The organism is Exiguobacterium sp. s192 (genome assembly GCF_018618795.1).
In the GTDB taxonomy this organism is placed as follows: domain Bacteria; phylum Bacillota; class Bacilli; order Exiguobacteriales; family Exiguobacteriaceae; genus Exiguobacterium_A; species Exiguobacterium_A undae.
In genome coordinates this window covers 394,102-409,958 of record NZ_JACSMS010000002.1, presented here as the reverse complement: position 1 = coordinate 409,958, position 15,857 = coordinate 394,102, and the positions used below count along the sequence as shown (strand labels likewise).

Below are 15,857 nucleotides of genomic sequence, written 5' to 3'. Positions count from 1 at the left end.
GTCTCTGTTTTTTAAACCGTTGCTTTGACTGCGTCCATGATCAGACGGAGTGACTGTTGTTTTGCTTCCTTGTCAGCAATCATCGAAGCAATCATCACTTCATCGGTTCCATATGAATCGGCAAGCTCCTGCAATTGTTTCGCAACAGATTCTGGGTTACCGACGATCATCCGTTTCCGGTTTTCCGCAATCCGGAACTGATCCTGGAACGAGTACTGGTAAGCCGCGGCTTCTTCCGGAGTCGGTGTACCTGTTGACGAGACACCTTTCTCAAGCAGGAGCAATGACAAATCAAGACTCGAAGCCAATCGTTCCGCTTCTTCCGTTGTCTCGGCACATGTCACGAAAATCGAGACAAGTGTTTGCGGCGTCTCATTAAACGACGTCGCCATGAAGTTATGACGGTAATAATCCATCACTTCTTGACCACCCTGTCCGTTGATGAAGTGGGCAAAGGCGAAACCAAATCCGCGCTGCGCCGCATTCAAGGCACTGCCGCCGCTTGACCCGAGCAACCAGGCTTCCGGTGTCGTATCGATTTCCGGTGTCGCGACAAGTCCTGCGAAGCGGTGATCAGCCGGGGCACCGTCTTTTAAATAATCGACGAGATCATCGAGTTGTGCGCCGTAATCTGCTCCTCCGAATCGTGGGGACGATCCTTCCTGAAGGGCGCGGGTGGCGAGTGGCATACCGCCCGGTGCCCGACCGAGACCTAAATCGATCCGGTTTGGTGCGAGTCCTTCCAGGACACGGAAGTTCTCCGCAACCTTATACGGACTGTAATGCGGTAACATGACGCCTCCTGAACCGAGACGGATCTGTTTTGTGACGGCTGCCATGTAGGCGATCAGAACTTCCGGACTTGATCCGGCAAGTGTCTTCGCAAAGTGGTGTTCCGACACCCATAACCGTGTATACCCGAGTTCATCGGCGATTTTTGCAAGTTCAACCGTTTCGTGTAAGGCTTCTGAAGGTGTTTGTCCTTTTGAGACCGGTGATTGATCTAAAATACTTAATTTCAATATAATCTCTCCTCTGGTGTTGACTTCATGTCTAAACTGTACGCCTGTCGGATAATTGAATGCAATAAAACTGCCTGTTTACCGGATGGCGACGTTTTCAATTTGAAAATCAGGGAACATTCCTAGAGTAGCCGCAACAAAAACTTAAAGGATGAGGTGTTTTTCATGTCAACGAATCATACATCAAACCAAGAAGCAGTCGAAACGGTCAAAAAATTAATCGATAAAATCGAAACGGCGATGCTGACGACCGTCTCTGATGAAGGTCTTGTCTCCCGTCCGATGCAAACTCAGGATATCGAGTTCGATGGCGATCTCTGGTTCCTTACATCAAAAGAAACAGGCAAATATAACGAAATTCTTAAAAATCCGAACGTCAACGTCGCGTATGTCGACAAATCATACGTCTCGATTCGCGGGAAAGCAGAATTCGTCGAAGACATCAACCGTAAAAAAGAACTTTGGAGCCCGCGTTACGAAGCGTATCTCGGTACGACATACGAAGATCCAAAAGTCGTCTTAATCAAGGTGAATACGGAAGGCGCCGAATACTGGGAAACCGGAAATACGACAAAATCCGTAAAACAACTCTTGAAAAAAGCGGTCGGTAACGATGACTCGAACGAAATCAATAAAAAAGTGGACCTTTCTTGATCCATTGCCTTCTAGACCATGTCGCCGTTTGGTGACATGGTCTTTTTTTGTTCAAATTGGTTTTAATCACGTCATCTGGTGTAACATACTACTATTAGTAATCAAGTTTGTTAGCTAAAGGAGACGCATCATGGGAGAATTCATTACATTATTAAAACGGGGCAATCGTTCTGCTCTGACGGCCGGCATCGTCAACTCGGTCATCGCCATCATCAAAGCCGTCGCTTATGTCTTAACCGGCAACGTCGCAATGTTTGCGGAAATGATGCACACGATTGGAGACGCCGCCAATCAATTTTTTGTTTTTATCGGCTCTGCCCTCAGTAAAAAGGCACCAACAAAACGATTCCCGAACGGATTTGGTCGTCTCGTCAATCTCGTCTTGCTCGGCGCCATCTTATTCGTCGGCATCATGGCATATGAAACGATTCATGAAGGAATCGCCCACATCATCAAACCGACGGAATCGACCGGCTTCTGGATCACACTGTCCGTTTTGTTTGTCGGTGTCGTGCTCGAAAGTGGTGTCTTTTATAAAGCGATGCAAGAAATCGCACACGATGCCCGCTTGACGTCAAAAGGTCCAAAGCTGATTCTCGACAGTTTCCGGGCCTTGAAACAGGCAAAACCGGCAACACGGCTCGTCTTCCTCGAAGATTTGGTCGCAACGGCGGGTGGTCTCGTCGCAATGATTGCCGTCATCATTTCGCATCTGACACCGTTTCATCAAGCAGAAGGGATCGCTTCCATCATCATTGGTTTAATGATGTTTTACGTCGTTGGTAACGTCTTTTTACAAAATGCGGCCGGTGCACTTGGAGAAGCGGATGAGACGATGGCAGCACGTATCGGAGGCATCATCATGCGCGATCCGGATGTCCGGGATATCAGCAAACTTGAAGTCATCAAGGAAGGCGATCATTTTCATGTCGAAGTCGAAATCGAAGTCGATCCGACGTTGACCATTGCCCTGGCCGATGACATCAAAGACCGGCTTGAACTTCAAATCCGTCTGCAACAAGGCATCATTGATGTGACCATCGGATTTGATGAAGACGACAACATCCAACAGTACATCGTCTCGACAAACGAAACACGATGAATCCGTTTACGCTGAAAGTCGTTCAAATCATCCGTTCGATTCCACCAGGGCGGGTCATGACCTATGGACAAGTTGCCCGTCTCGCCGGTAATCCGCGGGCAGCACGACAAGTCGCCCGGATTCTCCACAGCCTGAGTCGGACGGAACAGTTACCATGGCACCGTGTCTTGAATGCTAAAGGCGAAATCTCTCTTGAGGGCGAGGAGCAACAATTGGCCCTCGAGGCAGAAGGTGTTGTCTTTGACCGGGCGGGCAAACTTTCTTTATCCCGTTATCAGGTCTGAACAAAAAGGAAGCGGATCGCATCTCTCGATGCGATCCGCTTCCTTTTTTTAAGCTTTTTGCTTCATTTGACGTAAGACTTCTGCCTCCAGTTGCGGTTCCGGCGGCAACCAGCCTTCCGGTTTCATGACCTTTTGATCCGATTCCCGGAAGATCGGTTGACCGTCGGGACCGAGTTTTGCCATATTGGCTTGTTGGACGATCTCGAACAATGGTCCGGGTTCAAGTCCCGCTTCAACGAAACTGCCCATGATGAAGTACAGGGCGTCCGTCAAGGCATCGCCTTGACCGACAAGTTGTTCCACTTCAGTCGTCGGATACGTCTCGCGTAACGATTTTTCAACCGCCCGATCAAGCCCCGTCTTAAAGGTCTCGATTGCTGCTAAAAATTCGTTTTCATCACGTGAGGACTGGTGCAGAAACTCGACGACAGCTTCTTCTGCCGTCCAGGTCGCCCGCTTGATTCCGCGTTCCAGTGGAATCGGTGTCGGGTGGTCCGCACCCGGATGATGGAACGTCTGATGGAACTGTTTGACGTCTTGATAATAATTTGGTTGTTTCAAATCGATCACTCCCCTGTTCCGTTTCACTCTCGAACGGTTTTCATTCTAACAGATTTCGGGAGATTTCTCGATGCGTTCATCGGTTATCGGACGTGATCCACCAACCGGATTCCCCGGCTGATCAATTCCTCGCGTTCTTTTGACGTCTGTTTGAGACGGTCAAGATCGGCAATCAGACGCGCTTGATCGACTTCATCCGCCAGTTCGAGTAACTCGAGGCGCAGTAACCAGGCGTCCGGCAGTTGGCTGAGCGTCTGATCAATCAATTGTGGCAACAATTGACGATCCGCTCGTCCTTCGCGCATCTCGCGCACTGCTTCAAAGATTGGATCAGCCGCCGTCAGCGGTCGCTCGACACGTTCAAACTCAACCGTCTCCGGAATCGGTTTCAGTGCTTCGACTTCTGTTCCCGGGAAGGCTGACGTGATGTCACCGACAATCAACTCCATCCGGCTCATCGCCGTCGTTTCTCCGTCTTTTGTCACCTGCGCGTCTTCCAGGATGACGAGTGCACGGTGACCGTTGACGTTTTGGATCGCTGAAATCTGTCCTGTCACCTGAACCGAACCTTCTTTCCAGTCTAGCTGTTCGCCGACTTTCACTTGCAGAAGGATTTTGTTTAATTCAGATCCGTGTAACAGTGTAAAGCCTTCCGGGTGGTCCGCAAGTCCTTGACCCGTCATCACTTCCCCATTCGCCGCAAGCGCCGTCGGACCGGTCAGCTTAACGAGATGCAGTGATTCATGAATCTCGTGGGTATCCGGTACACCGACGAGGGAGACACCACTCTCAAAGACGAGCGTCGACAAGTTGCCCGATTCAACAGCTTTCGTCAGACCGTGGATACCGCCGCGGACGTATGACATCGTCTGCGCAAATTCTTCTAACGCATCCCGGAGTTGCTCAAACGATTCACAGACAAACAGTTCCTTTTGCATGCTTGTCACGTCATGTTTCGTCGCCAGTGCTTTTGCGAGTGAAAACGGATGTTTTGTGACGGCATCCGTCAAGCAGTGACGGCTTTCGCCGACTGATGACAGAAGACCGGCACCGTAGATTTGCGGATTGTTGATGTCGCCGATGAGACCAAACTCGACGGTCCACCAGAACAGACGCGAAATTTCATTGGCTTCGGAAATCCCGGTCACGTGGGTCCGGGTTTCGGCGAGCGCGACTTCTGCCTGCTCGATGTCTGCCGGTGTCGAGAACGGACTTTCTTTGACGATCGTCAGTTTCTTCAGTGCTTTGAAGACATCATGCTCGGCTTTATGGTTAAAGGCATGCGCTCCGATTTCACCAAACCGGCGGACAAATTCCGCGTATGTCGGATTCATCAAGATCGGCGCGTGACCTGCCGCCTCGTGCAAGATGTCAGGAGCCGGTGTGTAGAGGATGTTATCAACTTTGCGGATATCGGTTGCGATCGGCAACAAACCGTGACCTTGGAAGTCAAAGAACGCGACACCGGGAATCAGGCCGTCAACAGCAACCGTCCCCCAACCGCCCCGACTTAAGTTCGCCGTCATATCACGGACATCCGGAATCCGTTCCGGACTGATACCGGATGCTGCCAACCCTTCAAGGTATGCCGGATGTGCCGTATCTTGTAATGTATTTAAATTCAGTCGCATGACGTAACGCCAGACCGCATGGTCCGTCGGCGTGTAATCTTCGTAGTGCTGCGGTGCGACGTGTGGTTGTAAGTGACTTGGAATGATTGGTGTAGACATATGAATTTCCCCCTTGAAAGTAGATGAACAACAAAAAGTCCCTGCCGAACAAAGATGTTCGACAGGGACGACGAAAGGCCGCGGTACCACCCTGATAATCTACATAGACATAGATCGCTTCATTACGGGATAACGGTTTTCTCCGCTTGCGTGGCAAGAGACTCGGAAACTGTAATTCGACCCAATCTGTGTACACGTTCGCAGCGCCACGTGCTCTCTGAAACAGGGAGATTGTTTCTACTTCGGTTTCGTCTTCGTCTAACTTCTTTCATTCTGTTATGCTGTTACGCTGTTAGCAACTAAAGTGTTGTTAAGGAGGACTATACGCTTACTTTTTACTTTCGTCAATCGCTTTTTTTCGTTTAAAACGATTAAATGTTTTATCGCGGACGGATTTTTGTTCGATCGACAGCGATGTCACATGGCGTCGAAGCGCACCGTTAAGCCGTTTTTCGAACAGTTCCAGTTCCTGGATCCATTCATTCATTGCGACGACAATCGGCAAAATTTCCATGATCAATTCTTCTTCGAGTTCATCCCGATCAAGGAAGGAATGTTTGACGAAAGCAATGTTTTCTTTGACGAGATCTTCCATCGCGAGCGGTTCTTCCGTCAGTAACAGGTCATACGTCAACAAGACCTTTTCCTGACGCTGGGCGATGTGCATGACGTGATAAAACAGTTCACTCCGCAAATCGTCTGCGATGTGCGAGAGTGCCTGCTCCCGCTCCCGGAACCGTTCTGCCGTCGCGACACCCCGTTCCAGGCACGCCTGCATGTGTTGCAGGATGATCAAGTTCCGTAATAACGAGACATGCCGCTGCCGCGAGCCGCGAATCTCTTCCCGATGCAGATTAAACAGTGTCTTCGTCTCGAGCATCGAGCGGCTCATTTTGTCGATCGCTGACCGGTATGGTGTGACTTTTCCTTCAAAGGCGATTGCCCGCGTGACGACAAGCAGCTTCTCAAAGAGTTTTGAGGCCTTTTGATAGTAGACGTTCCCGTAACGCGGCGGGAAAATCAAGGCATTGACACCGAGCGCACAACCGATCCCGAGCATGACGAGTAAGTAACGGATCAAGACGATTTGCCATAACGGATCCGTCGCCCCTTCAACACTCTCCAGAATGACGATAATCATCAAGACGACGTGAGGAATCGTCCGACCGAAGCCAAAGGCAAGCAAAATCGAGATCGCTGCCATGATGACGATTCCGATCGCCAATGGATTGGCCGGATTGTCACCTAAAATCCAGAGTGAGACGAGCGTCAGGAAGGCGCCGATCAAGTTGGCTTCCGCTTCCTCGAGAAACTGTTTCCATGTCTGATAAACGGACGGCAACAAGGTTGTCGCCGCTGAAATCGCAGGTAGGATTGGGCTTAAATTAAACAGATCACTAATGATCAAGGCCAAGATGACCGCAAGTCCTGTTTTGATGGTACGTGGTCCGATTTGTAGAGATTGACCGCCCATATACGAACCTCCTTCATATTGTAGATACGTCCCCTATTCTTGCTCTAATACCCGAAAAACGCAATTAAAAAATCACTCCAAGTCGCCTTGGAGTGATTTTGAGATCCAATCAATCGATTATGATGCTTTTGTACCTGCGCCTGAAGTCATTTCTTTTTTCGCGACTTCTTGATCGACGAGCGGTTTTTTCAAGATCGAAAGGATGGCTGCTCCGACGAGTGCTCCGATTAAGATCGCACCAGCGTAGCTGAGGACTGCCATCAATGTGCCCGATGGTCCGTCAAGTAATGGGAAGACGAACACACCGCCGTGTGGTGCCGGAAGCAACACACCGAAGACGATTGTCAAGGCACCAGCGATTGCTGAACCGATGACGCTTGACGGGATGACACGAAGTGGATCTGCTGCTGCGAATGGAATCGCACCTTCTGTGACGAATGAAGCACCCATTGCGTAAGCTGCGATACCGGCTTCCCGTTCTTGTGGTGTAAATTTCTTACGTGCGAACAACGTAGACGAGAAGGCTACGAGAAGCGGTGGAACCATACCACCCGCCATGACGGCTGCCATGACTTCCGTGTTTCCTGCTGTTAATGCGGCTGTTCCGAAAACGTAAGCTGTTTTGTTGATTGGACCACCCATATCGATCGCCATCATCGCTGCGACGAGCATACCGAGTAGGATAGCGTTTCCGCCGCTGAGACCGTTGAGTGAATCCGTCAACCATGTCATGAAGGCAGCGATTGGTTCGTTGATGACAAGAAGCATGATCATACCCGTGATGAATGAACCGAATAACGGGTAAAGCAAGACCGGCTTGATGCCTTCCAGTGCTTTCGGAAGACCTTGCAAGACTTTGATCAGTAAGAGAACGACGTAACCGGCAAGGAAACCGGCAATCAATCCACCGAGGAATCCAGCGTTCCCTTGGCTTGCAAGGAAACCGGCAATTAAACCTGGTGCGAGACCTGGTTTATCAGCAATCGACATCGCGATGAATCCGGCAAGAACAGGAATCAAGAGACCAAATGCTGCCTGACCAATCGACATCAATTGTGCGGCAAACTCATTGTATGATGCGTCATCCGGATTAGCGGAGTTGATGCCCCAGAAGAAGCTGATCGCGATCAACAGACCACCGGCGACGACGAGTGGCAACATCGCAGAAACCCCGCTCATCAGGTGTTTATAGAAACCACCACGTGCTGGTTTTGAGCTGTCGCTTGACCCGCTGCCTTTATAGACAGGCGCATCTTGTTTAACGGCACGGTCAATCAATTCTTTTGGTTTACGGATACCTTGGGCAACCGGTACTTCGACGACGTGTTTCCCGTTGAAGCGATCCATCTCGACGGCTTTGTCCGCTGCGACGATGATTGCTGTCGCATCTTGAATATCTTGACTCGTCAAACCGTTTTTGACACCGGTTGAACCGTTCGTTTCGACTTTGATCCGGACACCCATTTCTTCCGCTTTTTGACGGAGGGAATCAGCTGCCATATACGTGTGGGCAATGCCGGTTGGACATGCTGTAACGGCGAGAATGTATGGTGCGTCTTTTGCGACTTCCGGAGAAGAGACATCGACCGGACCTTCTTCTTCCCGTTCTTTTGCTTCAATCGCAGCAATCACTTCATCTTCCGAACGAGCCGAGAGAATCGTATCCCGGAACTTCATGTCCATCAGATAAACCGACAGTTTGGATAACGTTTCAAGGTGGGCGTTATCGGCATTTTCACCGGCTGCAATCATAAAGAACAAACGGCTTGGTTGTCCGTCGAGTGCTTCGTAATCGATACCTGTCGAACGTCCAAAGGCGATAGCCGGTGATTTAACGGCTGCCGTCTTTGCGTGTGGAATGGCGATGCCTTCACCAAGTCCCGTCGTACTTTGGGCTTCCCGTGCCAAAATCGCTTCACGGTAAGCAGAACGGTCATTTAATTTCCCTGCACGATCGAGGACATCGACGAGCTCGTCAATGACGGTTGCTTTCGTAGACGAACGTAAATCTAATTTGATGGTGTCGCGTGTCAAAAGATCTGTGATTTTCATGAGTTAGTCACTCCTTTTTATGATTGAATGAGTTCAACGACTTTTACGTCGGTTAATAAACGATCGATATCTTCTTTTGTGCATAATCCGAAGGAATAAGCAGAAGCACTGCCTGTCGTGACGGCGTAACGGAAGGCTTCTTCCGGAGGTCGGCCGAGGGCATGACTGGCAACGAATCCAGCGACAAGCGAATCACCGGCACCGACGGAATTGATCAGTTTACCGGCTGGCGTGTTTGCCGTGTAAGCTCCTTGTTTATTGACGAGTAACGCACCGTCCCCTGCAAAGGAGATGATGACATTCTCTGCGCCACGTTCCACCAGTTGTTGAGCGTACGGGACGGCCATTTCTTTTGACGTTATCTCGACGTCAAAGATCTCGCCCAGCTCGTGGTGGTTCGGTTTGATCATGAATGGACCAAGCGGCAATACTTCGAGCATCGCTTCTTTTGTCGTATCGACGGCAAATTTGACACCACGCTTCGTTAATACTTGTGCAATCTTCCGGTACAAATCTTGCGGCAAGCTGCTTGGGATGCTGCCGGCAAAGACGACGATATCGCCTGCTTGCATCGTCTCGAATGCTGCCAGTAACGCGTTTAATTCATCTTCTTGAATGTTCGGTCCCGCTGCATTGAGTTCCGATTCCTGATCGGCACGAATTTTAACGTTGATCCGCGTCTCATCGGCAATCGGCGTAAAGGCTGTCAAAACACCTTGTTTCTCCAATTCATTGCGAATGAATTGTCCGGTGCTTCCTCCTAAAAACCCGAGTGCCTCTGTTTCGACCTCATAGTTCTTCAGGACGAGTGAGACGTTGATCCCTTTTCCACCCGCCACTTTTTCGGCTTGTTCAACACGGTTGACCTGACCGGCTTCAAATACCGGCAACGTGACATAATAATCGATCGATGGGTTCAGTGTCAGTGTATAAATCATTTCGCGTTCACCACCTCTGTATATTGACTGTATTTCGCTTCTTGTTCGCTCGATGTCGTCGTGATGATCGTCGCCGCTCGCAATGAAGCGACCCGACTAAAACTGATTTCATCCAACTTCGTCTCATCTACTAATACGTAAGACTTTTTTGCCAACTCAATCGCTGTCTTCTTTACGAGTGCCTCTTCCGGATCCGGCGTCGTGAATCCTTGTGTCGGATGAACACCGTTCATCCCAAGAAATGCGACATCAAAATGGTAAATCAACATTCCTTCACGTGCGTTGTAACCAACCAGTGCTTGCGTCGAATGCTTGAGTTGCCCTCCGACGACGAACGTCGGGATACGGTGATAGAGTAACGTATTCGCTAGAGGAAGACTGTTCGTCACGACTGTAATCGCCTTTTGTTCGAGGTAAGGAACGATGGCAAGTGTCGTCGTTCCCGCATCGAGATAAACGTACATCCCGTCTTCGATCAAGTCGGCTGCCGCTTGGGCAATCCGGTCCTTTTCTTCGACGAAACGATCACTTTTCTCGAAATAACTCGGTTCATCAATTTGCAAGTGATTGGCGGTCGCCCCGCCATGAACCCGTCGAAGATGTCCCGCTGCTTCTAACTGCGATAAATCTCGGCGAATCGTGGATTCACTGGCTCCCGTCTGATCGACGATGGTTTGCATTTTGACGACTTCTTCTCGAGCCAGTAACTCGAGAATCAGTTGATGGCGTTTTTTCGTTAACATTGGTTTCCCTCCGCATCTTTAATATAAAGCGTTTACATTTAAAAATCAATCAAAATCGTTCAACTTTTTATGTTTTTCGTCAAAAAACCTTCAAAATGTGACTTTATTCGACAATAATGTCCTCTTATACGTCTATTATACACCAAAAACGGTCATATGATGACCGTTTACACAAAAAAACCGCTCATCCCCTGAGCGGTTTTAAAAAAGACGGTCATCGACTATTCAATTTCAAGCTTTGACTTTATTTTGCAGATGACCGATCCCTTCAATCGATACATCGACGATATCTCCATCTTGAAGATACGTTGGAGGTGTCATTCCATGTCCGACGCCGGCCGGTGTTCCCGTCGCGATGACATCGCCTGCTTCAAGCGTCATTCCACGCGACACTTCCGTCAGAATCGTCACGACATCACGGAGCATCAATTTCGTCGACCCCGACTGACGGAGCTGACCGTTCACCCGTGTCTCGACCAACACATCCGTCGGATCAAAGCTGTCTTCCGTCACGATGACCGGACCAAACGGACAAAATCCGTCGAGCGATTTACCGCGGAAAAACTGCACGTGTTCTTTTTGCAAATCCCGAGCCGTCACATCATTGACGATACTGTAACCAAAAACATGATCCAAGGCGTTCTCCGGCGTCAAATCCCGACCGGTCGTTCCGATGATGATTGCGAGTTCCCCTTCATAATCCAACTGATCCGTTAATCCAGCATGACGTTCAATTGAATCAAACGGACCGACGACCGAGGTCGGTGCTTTCGTAAACAAGACGAACTTTCCTGCCCCCGCCGTATCCATTTCCTTGATATGATCCGCATAGTTTTTCCCGACACAAATGACATTCCGGGATGGTATGTAAGGTGCCAGCAATCGGACGGAATCCTGCAGACGAGGTGCCACGTCCAAATCCAAATCCATCTCAAATCCCCGGACGATGACTTCGAGTAATGAATCGGTATACACTTGTTCGGTCACATCATACCGTTCCTGCTCCACCTCGACACCGATTCGTGCACGACCTTCTTGCTCAAAACGAAACCATTTCATGTGTACTCCCCCTTTTTTCCCAGTATACCGAAAAAATCTGCGATACAGTTTGCTTTTCCACCAAAAAAGGTTGCCGGATGTGATATCCGCCAACCTTGTCCGTCCTAAGATAAAATGTTACGTCAGTCTGTTTATCGTCAAGCAATCCGACGTGCCAACCGGTCGACCAGCGCTTGCGATTCTTCATTTAAAGAAACGAGCTCTGTCTTGATCCCGGCCGCTTGATATTTCAAGACCACGGTTTCGATCGCTTCCGTCGCCGAATCATCAAACAGATGTGCCGCGGTGAAGTCGAGTGTGACCTGCTTAAACGAAGCATCTGCCGTCAAATCAAATCGTTCAACGAACGCTGTCGTCGAAGCAAAGAAGATTGGACCGTTGATTGCGTAGACGACGGTTGTCCCCTCTTCGCGCCGTTTGATATCGATTCGCGAAATCTTCGAGGCAAACAAAATCGCGGCCAGTAATATCCCGACGAGGACACCCATCGACAAGTCATCCGTCAACACGGTCACAAGCACCGTCGCCAACATGACGGCGGAGTCGCTTTTCGGTGAATCCTTCAGCATCTTAAATGATCCCCAATCGAACGTCGCATATGAAACGAAGAACATCACCCCGACGAGAGCCCCCATCGGAATCGTCATCAGCAGGTCGTTCATCGTCACCATTAACAGCATCAAGAAGGCACCGGCCGTAAACGTCGACAGACGTCCCCGTCCACCGGATGTCACGTTGATGACCGATTGACCGATCATCGCACACCCCGGCATTCCGCCGAAGAATCCGGCGATGATATTGGCAATCCCTTGTCCGCGCGACTCGGTCGCTTTGTTCGACGTCGTATCCGTCATCTCGTCGACGATCCGTGCCGTCAACAACGATTCAATCAATCCGACAAACGCCAGTGATAAGGCATACGGGAAAATGATTTGCAGCGTCTCGAGAGAGAACGGAACGTTTGGTAAGAAGAAGCTCGGAAGAGAAGCCGAAATTTGTCCCATATCCCCGATGACCCGTGTATCGAGCGACAAGACGACCGTCAGGACCGTCATGATCGTAATCGCGACGAGTGGTGCAGGAATCACTTTCGTGAACCGTGGAAAAATCAAGATGATGGCAAGTGATGCTGCGACCATCGCGTACATGATCCAGTTCTGTCCTGCAAACTGCGGCAGCTGAGCGGAAAAAATCAAAATCGCCAAGGCATTGACGAACCCGACCATGACAGCCCGTGGAATGAAACGCAGTAATTTCGCAACGCCGAGCACCCCTAATAAAATTTGAAACACACCGGCGAGAATACCGGCTGCTAATAAATAATCGACGCCGTGATCTTTAACAAGCTGTACGACAACGAGCGCCATCGCCCCAGTCGCGGCTGAAATCATTCCCGGTCGTCCACCGGCAATCGAGATCACAATCGCGATGATAACCGAAGCGTACAAACCGACCATCGGATTGACACCGGCAATCAACGAGAAGGCGATTGCTTCCGGGACAAGCGCTAACGCGACGACAATCCCGGACAGGATGTCGGCTTTAGGTTGCAGCACCCATTCTTTCCTCCATTGTGAAAACATACCATTCCTCATTTCATTTTGTTCTGACACATTTTGTTATCTTATTCCCTTTTTTCGGTTTCGACAAGTTGTTGTTATTGAACACGTGTCCGAATATGAGCAATTTCGTCGACCATGCCTTGGTACCGTGTCATGATTTCCTGCCCTGTGAAGATCGGATCTTCCGCCAGTGTCTCGAGTGCACGACGCAACAAATGAATTTTCGGTTTCTTTCGTTCGAGCAACTCTTCATAGATGAAATCGAGCACTTCATCGTGGGCTTCCTTCGACTCTTCTGAAATCGGCGACAGTGTAATCAGCCGTTTCATGTGAGCGTTGGTTTTTTCGAACAGTTCTTTGCGGATGACGACTTCGTCTTGCGGGCGATCGAGCCAGACCGACAGAAAGCGTGGTGGAATCAGCTGTTCTTCCGTCCGGCTGACATCTTCGACGAGATGGGTCAGACGGTTGAAGACGTAACGGACAACGCGCTCCGGTTGTGTATTCGGTTCCGACTGCCGGAAGAAGTACATCGCGTACTGCAACATCCCGGTATAGATGACGGCAAGATCAAGCAAATAGGGTGTTTTCGCTTCCCCGAACAGATCACGCAGACGGTGATACGTCCATTCGATTTCAAGCAGACGGTTATTTTCCATGAAGGCTTTTAACTCTTTTTCATTGGAAGCAATCGCTTCTTCGAACAAGGTGTACAGTTTGTATTTTTGCATCAGTTCCAGATAACAATTCCCTTGTTGGATGAAGGTTTCGTAATCCGAGACATCCCGCCCGACAAGAATTTCCTTCCGCGCATTGCGCATTTTTTCAAAAACCGTGTTGAAGACATCGATGAACAATTCATTTTTCGAGGAGAAATAGTTATAGAAGGTCCCTTTTGAGACGACACTTTGATCCAAGATATCCTGGATCGAGGTCGACTGGTAGCCTTTTTCGACAAACAGTTGGTAGGCAGCATCAAGGAGCTGTTTCTTTTTTGGGTTCATAATCGTATCCTTTTCTTTAAATGTGGTCTATTTTTCAAAAATCAACCGTATACTTTAGTGTATAAAGCAAATAATTTGTAATCTGTTGCTTCAAACGGTAAGATGGCTAAGTTGTAGAATCAGTGTATAACAAATTAGACTTACTGTACAAAAGGAGCATAACGAAATGCAAGCAACCAAGCAATCATCTCGACTTTATTTAATCTTAGCGGTCTTAATGGCCGGTGCATTCGTCGCCGTCCTTAACTCGACGCTGTTAAATATCGCCCTACCTTCTATCATGACATCGTTTAACATTGAAGCCAATACAGCCCAGTGGCTGACGACCGGTTACATGCTGGTCAACGGAATCATGATTCCGACATCGGCGTTTCTTGTCCAAAAGTTCTCGACCCGTCAATTGTTCTTAACAGCCATGGGGCTGTTCTCCATCGGAACAATCGTCGCCGGTCAAGCGGAACTGTTTCCAATTCTGCTCGGCTCCCGGATGCTGCAGGCGTCCGGCTCTGCCATCATGATGCCACTCTTGATGAACGTGCTGCTGAACGGCTTCCCGATTGAAAAACGGGGACAAGCCATGGGAATCTTCGGTCTCGTCATCACGTTCGCTCCGGCCATCGGTCCGACCTTATCCGGGTGGGTTTTAGAACATTACGAATGGCGGATGTTGTTCCATATCGTCACACCGATTTCCCTGCTCGTTCTCGTCATCGGTTTCTTCTTATTAAAAAAAGAAACGGTCACGAGTTCTCTGCGACTCGACCAACTGTCACTCGTCTTATCGAGCTTCGGTTTTGGCGGACTGTTATACGGTTTCAGTTCCGCCGGTTCCGCCGGTTGGGGATCGCTGACGGTCATCGGTGCTCTCGCCATTGGTGTCATCAGTCTCACTTCGTTCATTATACGTCAATTCCGGCTGGATGAGCCGATGCTTGAATTCCGGATTTTCAAATATCCGATGTTCGCTTTGTCTCAAGGAATCTCGATGGTGCTGAACATGTCGATGTTCTCGGCGATGATTCTCATGCCGATCTATGTCCAGACGATCCGCGGCATTTCACCATTCCATTCCGGTCTGTTGATGTTGCCGGGAGCGCTCGTCATGGCCTTCATGTCTCCGATCACCGGTCGTTTGTTTGACCGGTTCGGTGCCCGCATCCTGGCGATGATCGGATTATCGTTGACCGTCCTGACGACATTCTTCTTCAGTCGTTTGACGGCAGACACCGCCTATTCGTTCCTCGTCATCATGTACACGTTACGATTCCTCGGCATTTCGATGGTCATGATGCCGGTCATGACCAACGGACTGAACCATATTCCGCAACATTTGACGCCACACGGAACAGCACTCAACAACACGCTGTCCCAAGTCTCCGGTGCCATCGGTTCAGGGTTACTCGTCACCGTCATGACATCACGGACGGCCGATTATGCGAAAGAATTAACAGCAAACGCAACACCTGGTACGAATCCGCAAACGATCATCACCCAGTCGATGGTTGAAGGGATCAATGACACCTTCTTCATTGCGACCTTACTCGCCCTGCTCGCGTTGGGATTATCCTTCTTCATCAAAAAACGCGATGTCACGCAAGAGATCGTCCAGGTCGAACCAGCCCGTGAAAAAAAATACGCGTAACGCCGCATAGACCGTTTCCTTCTGTTGTTT

The 15,857-nt window shown here is 49.5% G+C and carries 14 protein-coding genes and 1 other annotated feature; of the genes, 4 read left to right on the top strand and 10 right to left on the bottom strand.

From position 1 onward, the window contains the following. Positions 1 to 11: 11 nt before the first annotated feature. Positions 12 to 1,025, bottom strand: coding sequence for an LLM class flavin-dependent oxidoreductase (locus KNP87_RS06985; protein ID WP_147512480.1), 1,014 nt, complete (start codon positions 1,023 to 1,025; stop codon positions 12 to 14). Between the two features lie 162 nt (positions 1,026 to 1,187). Between KNP87_RS06985 and KNP87_RS06980 the strand changes: the two genes are divergently transcribed. From KNP87_RS06980 to KNP87_RS06970, 3 genes are all read left to right on the top strand, one after another. Then, entirely contained in the window at positions 1,188 to 1,676 is a 489-nt protein-coding gene (locus tag KNP87_RS06980) for a pyridoxamine 5'-phosphate oxidase family protein (RefSeq protein ID WP_026833413.1), read from the top strand. 130 nt (positions 1,677 to 1,806) lie between these two features. After that, complete coding sequence (locus KNP87_RS06975) at positions 1,807 to 2,778, top strand: cation diffusion facilitator family transporter (RefSeq protein ID WP_214721208.1); 972 nt, start codon at positions 1,807 to 1,809, stop codon at positions 2,776 to 2,778. Then, entirely contained in the window at positions 2,775 to 3,062 is a 288-nt protein-coding gene (locus KNP87_RS06970; RefSeq protein ID WP_026833415.1) for an MGMT family protein, read from the top strand. The genes KNP87_RS06975 and KNP87_RS06970 overlap by 4 nt, the downstream gene beginning before the upstream one ends. A gap of 48 nt (positions 3,063 to 3,110) precedes the next feature. Here KNP87_RS06970 and KNP87_RS06965 read toward each other — a convergent pair whose 3' ends face one another. The 9 genes from KNP87_RS06965 to KNP87_RS06925 form a co-directional block, all read right to left on the bottom strand. Beyond that, positions 3,111 to 3,632, bottom strand: coding sequence for a pyrophosphohydrolase domain-containing protein (locus tag KNP87_RS06965; RefSeq protein ID WP_353049357.1), 522 nt, complete (start codon positions 3,630 to 3,632; stop codon positions 3,111 to 3,113). 74 nt (positions 3,633 to 3,706) lie between these two features. Continuing rightward, positions 3,707 to 5,353, bottom strand: a complete 1,647-nt coding sequence (locus KNP87_RS06960) for an aromatic amino acid hydroxylase (protein ID WP_214721206.1) — start codon at positions 5,351 to 5,353, stop codon at positions 3,707 to 3,709. A gap of 60 nt (positions 5,354 to 5,413) precedes the next feature. Next, positions 5,414 to 5,617, bottom strand: a binding site (T-box leader). A gap of 64 nt (positions 5,618 to 5,681) precedes the next feature. Beyond that, positions 5,682 to 6,827 (bottom strand): FUSC family protein, encoded by a 1,146-nt coding sequence (locus KNP87_RS06955; RefSeq protein ID WP_026833418.1) that lies wholly within the window; start codon positions 6,825 to 6,827, stop codon positions 5,682 to 5,684. A 117-nt stretch (positions 6,828 to 6,944) separates the two neighbouring features. Then, entirely contained in the window at positions 6,945 to 8,879 is a 1,935-nt protein-coding gene (locus KNP87_RS06950; protein WP_026833419.1) for a PTS fructose transporter subunit IIABC, read from the bottom strand. Positions 8,880 to 8,896: 17 nt separating this feature from the next. Further along, positions 8,897 to 9,817, bottom strand: a complete 921-nt coding sequence (gene pfkB / locus KNP87_RS06945; protein ID WP_214721205.1) for a 1-phosphofructokinase — start codon at positions 9,815 to 9,817, stop codon at positions 8,897 to 8,899. Continuing rightward, on the bottom strand, positions 9,814 to 10,560 hold the full coding sequence (locus KNP87_RS06940; RefSeq protein ID WP_014970033.1) for a DeoR/GlpR family DNA-binding transcription regulator: 747 nt from the start codon (positions 10,558 to 10,560) through the stop codon (positions 9,814 to 9,816). The genes pfkB and KNP87_RS06940 overlap by 4 nt, the downstream gene beginning before the upstream one ends. Before the next feature lie 231 nt (positions 10,561 to 10,791). Next, positions 10,792 to 11,619, bottom strand: a complete 828-nt coding sequence (locus KNP87_RS06935; protein ID WP_214721204.1) for a fumarylacetoacetate hydrolase family protein — start codon at positions 11,617 to 11,619, stop codon at positions 10,792 to 10,794. Between the two features lie 137 nt (positions 11,620 to 11,756). Next, positions 11,757 to 13,202, bottom strand: a complete 1,446-nt coding sequence (locus tag KNP87_RS06930) for a SulP family inorganic anion transporter (protein ID WP_026833422.1) — start codon at positions 13,200 to 13,202, stop codon at positions 11,757 to 11,759. A 74-nt stretch (positions 13,203 to 13,276) separates the two neighbouring features. Beyond that, entirely contained in the window at positions 13,277 to 14,185 is a 909-nt protein-coding gene (locus KNP87_RS06925) for a TetR/AcrR family transcriptional regulator (RefSeq protein WP_119922563.1), read from the bottom strand. Positions 14,186 to 14,351: 166 nt separating this feature from the next. Here KNP87_RS06925 and KNP87_RS06920 point away from each other — a divergent pair, with 166 nt between their 5' ends. Continuing rightward, on the top strand, positions 14,352 to 15,827 hold the full coding sequence (locus tag KNP87_RS06920; protein WP_026833424.1) for a DHA2 family efflux MFS transporter permease subunit: 1,476 nt from the start codon (positions 14,352 to 14,354) through the stop codon (positions 15,825 to 15,827). The last annotated feature ends 30 nt before the right edge of the window (positions 15,828 to 15,857 follow it).

What these genes read in the sequence shown, in the direction of transcription:
- KNP87_RS06980 (WP_026833413.1), top strand. Translation starts at nt 1,188, where the DNA reads ATGTCAACGAATCATACATCAAACCAAGAAGCAGTCGAAACGGTCAAA.
- KNP87_RS06975 (WP_214721208.1), top strand. Translation starts at nt 1,807, where the DNA reads ATGGGAGAATTCATTACATTATTAAAACGGGGCAATCGTTCTGCTCTG.
- KNP87_RS06970 (WP_026833415.1), top strand. Translation starts at nt 2,775, where the DNA reads ATGAATCCGTTTACGCTGAAAGTCGTTCAAATCATCCGTTCGATTCCA.
- KNP87_RS06960 (WP_214721206.1), bottom strand. Translation starts at nt 5,353, where the DNA reads ATGTCTACACCAATCATTCCAAGTCACTTACAACCACACGTCGCACCG.
- KNP87_RS06955 (WP_026833418.1), bottom strand. Translation starts at nt 6,827, where the DNA reads ATGGGCGGTCAATCTCTACAAATCGGACCACGTACCATCAAAACAGGA.
- KNP87_RS06950 (WP_026833419.1), bottom strand. Translation starts at nt 8,879, where the DNA reads ATGAAAATCACAGATCTTTTGACACGCGACACCATCAAATTAGATTTA.
- pfkB (WP_214721205.1), bottom strand. Translation starts at nt 9,817, where the DNA reads ATGATTTATACACTGACACTGAACCCATCGATCGATTATTATGTCACG.
- KNP87_RS06940 (WP_014970033.1), bottom strand. Translation starts at nt 10,560, where the DNA reads ATGTTAACGAAAAAACGCCATCAACTGATTCTCGAGTTACTGGCTCGA.
- KNP87_RS06935 (WP_214721204.1), bottom strand. Translation starts at nt 11,619, where the DNA reads ATGAAATGGTTTCGTTTTGAGCAAGAAGGTCGTGCACGAATCGGTGTC.
- KNP87_RS06930 (WP_026833422.1), bottom strand. Translation starts at nt 13,202, where the DNA reads ATGTTTTCACAATGGAGGAAAGAATGGGTGCTGCAACCTAAAGCCGAC.
- KNP87_RS06925 (WP_119922563.1), bottom strand. Translation starts at nt 14,185, where the DNA reads ATGAACCCAAAAAAGAAACAGCTCCTTGATGCTGCCTACCAACTGTTT.
- KNP87_RS06920 (WP_026833424.1), top strand. Translation starts at nt 14,352, where the DNA reads ATGCAAGCAACCAAGCAATCATCTCGACTTTATTTAATCTTAGCGGTC.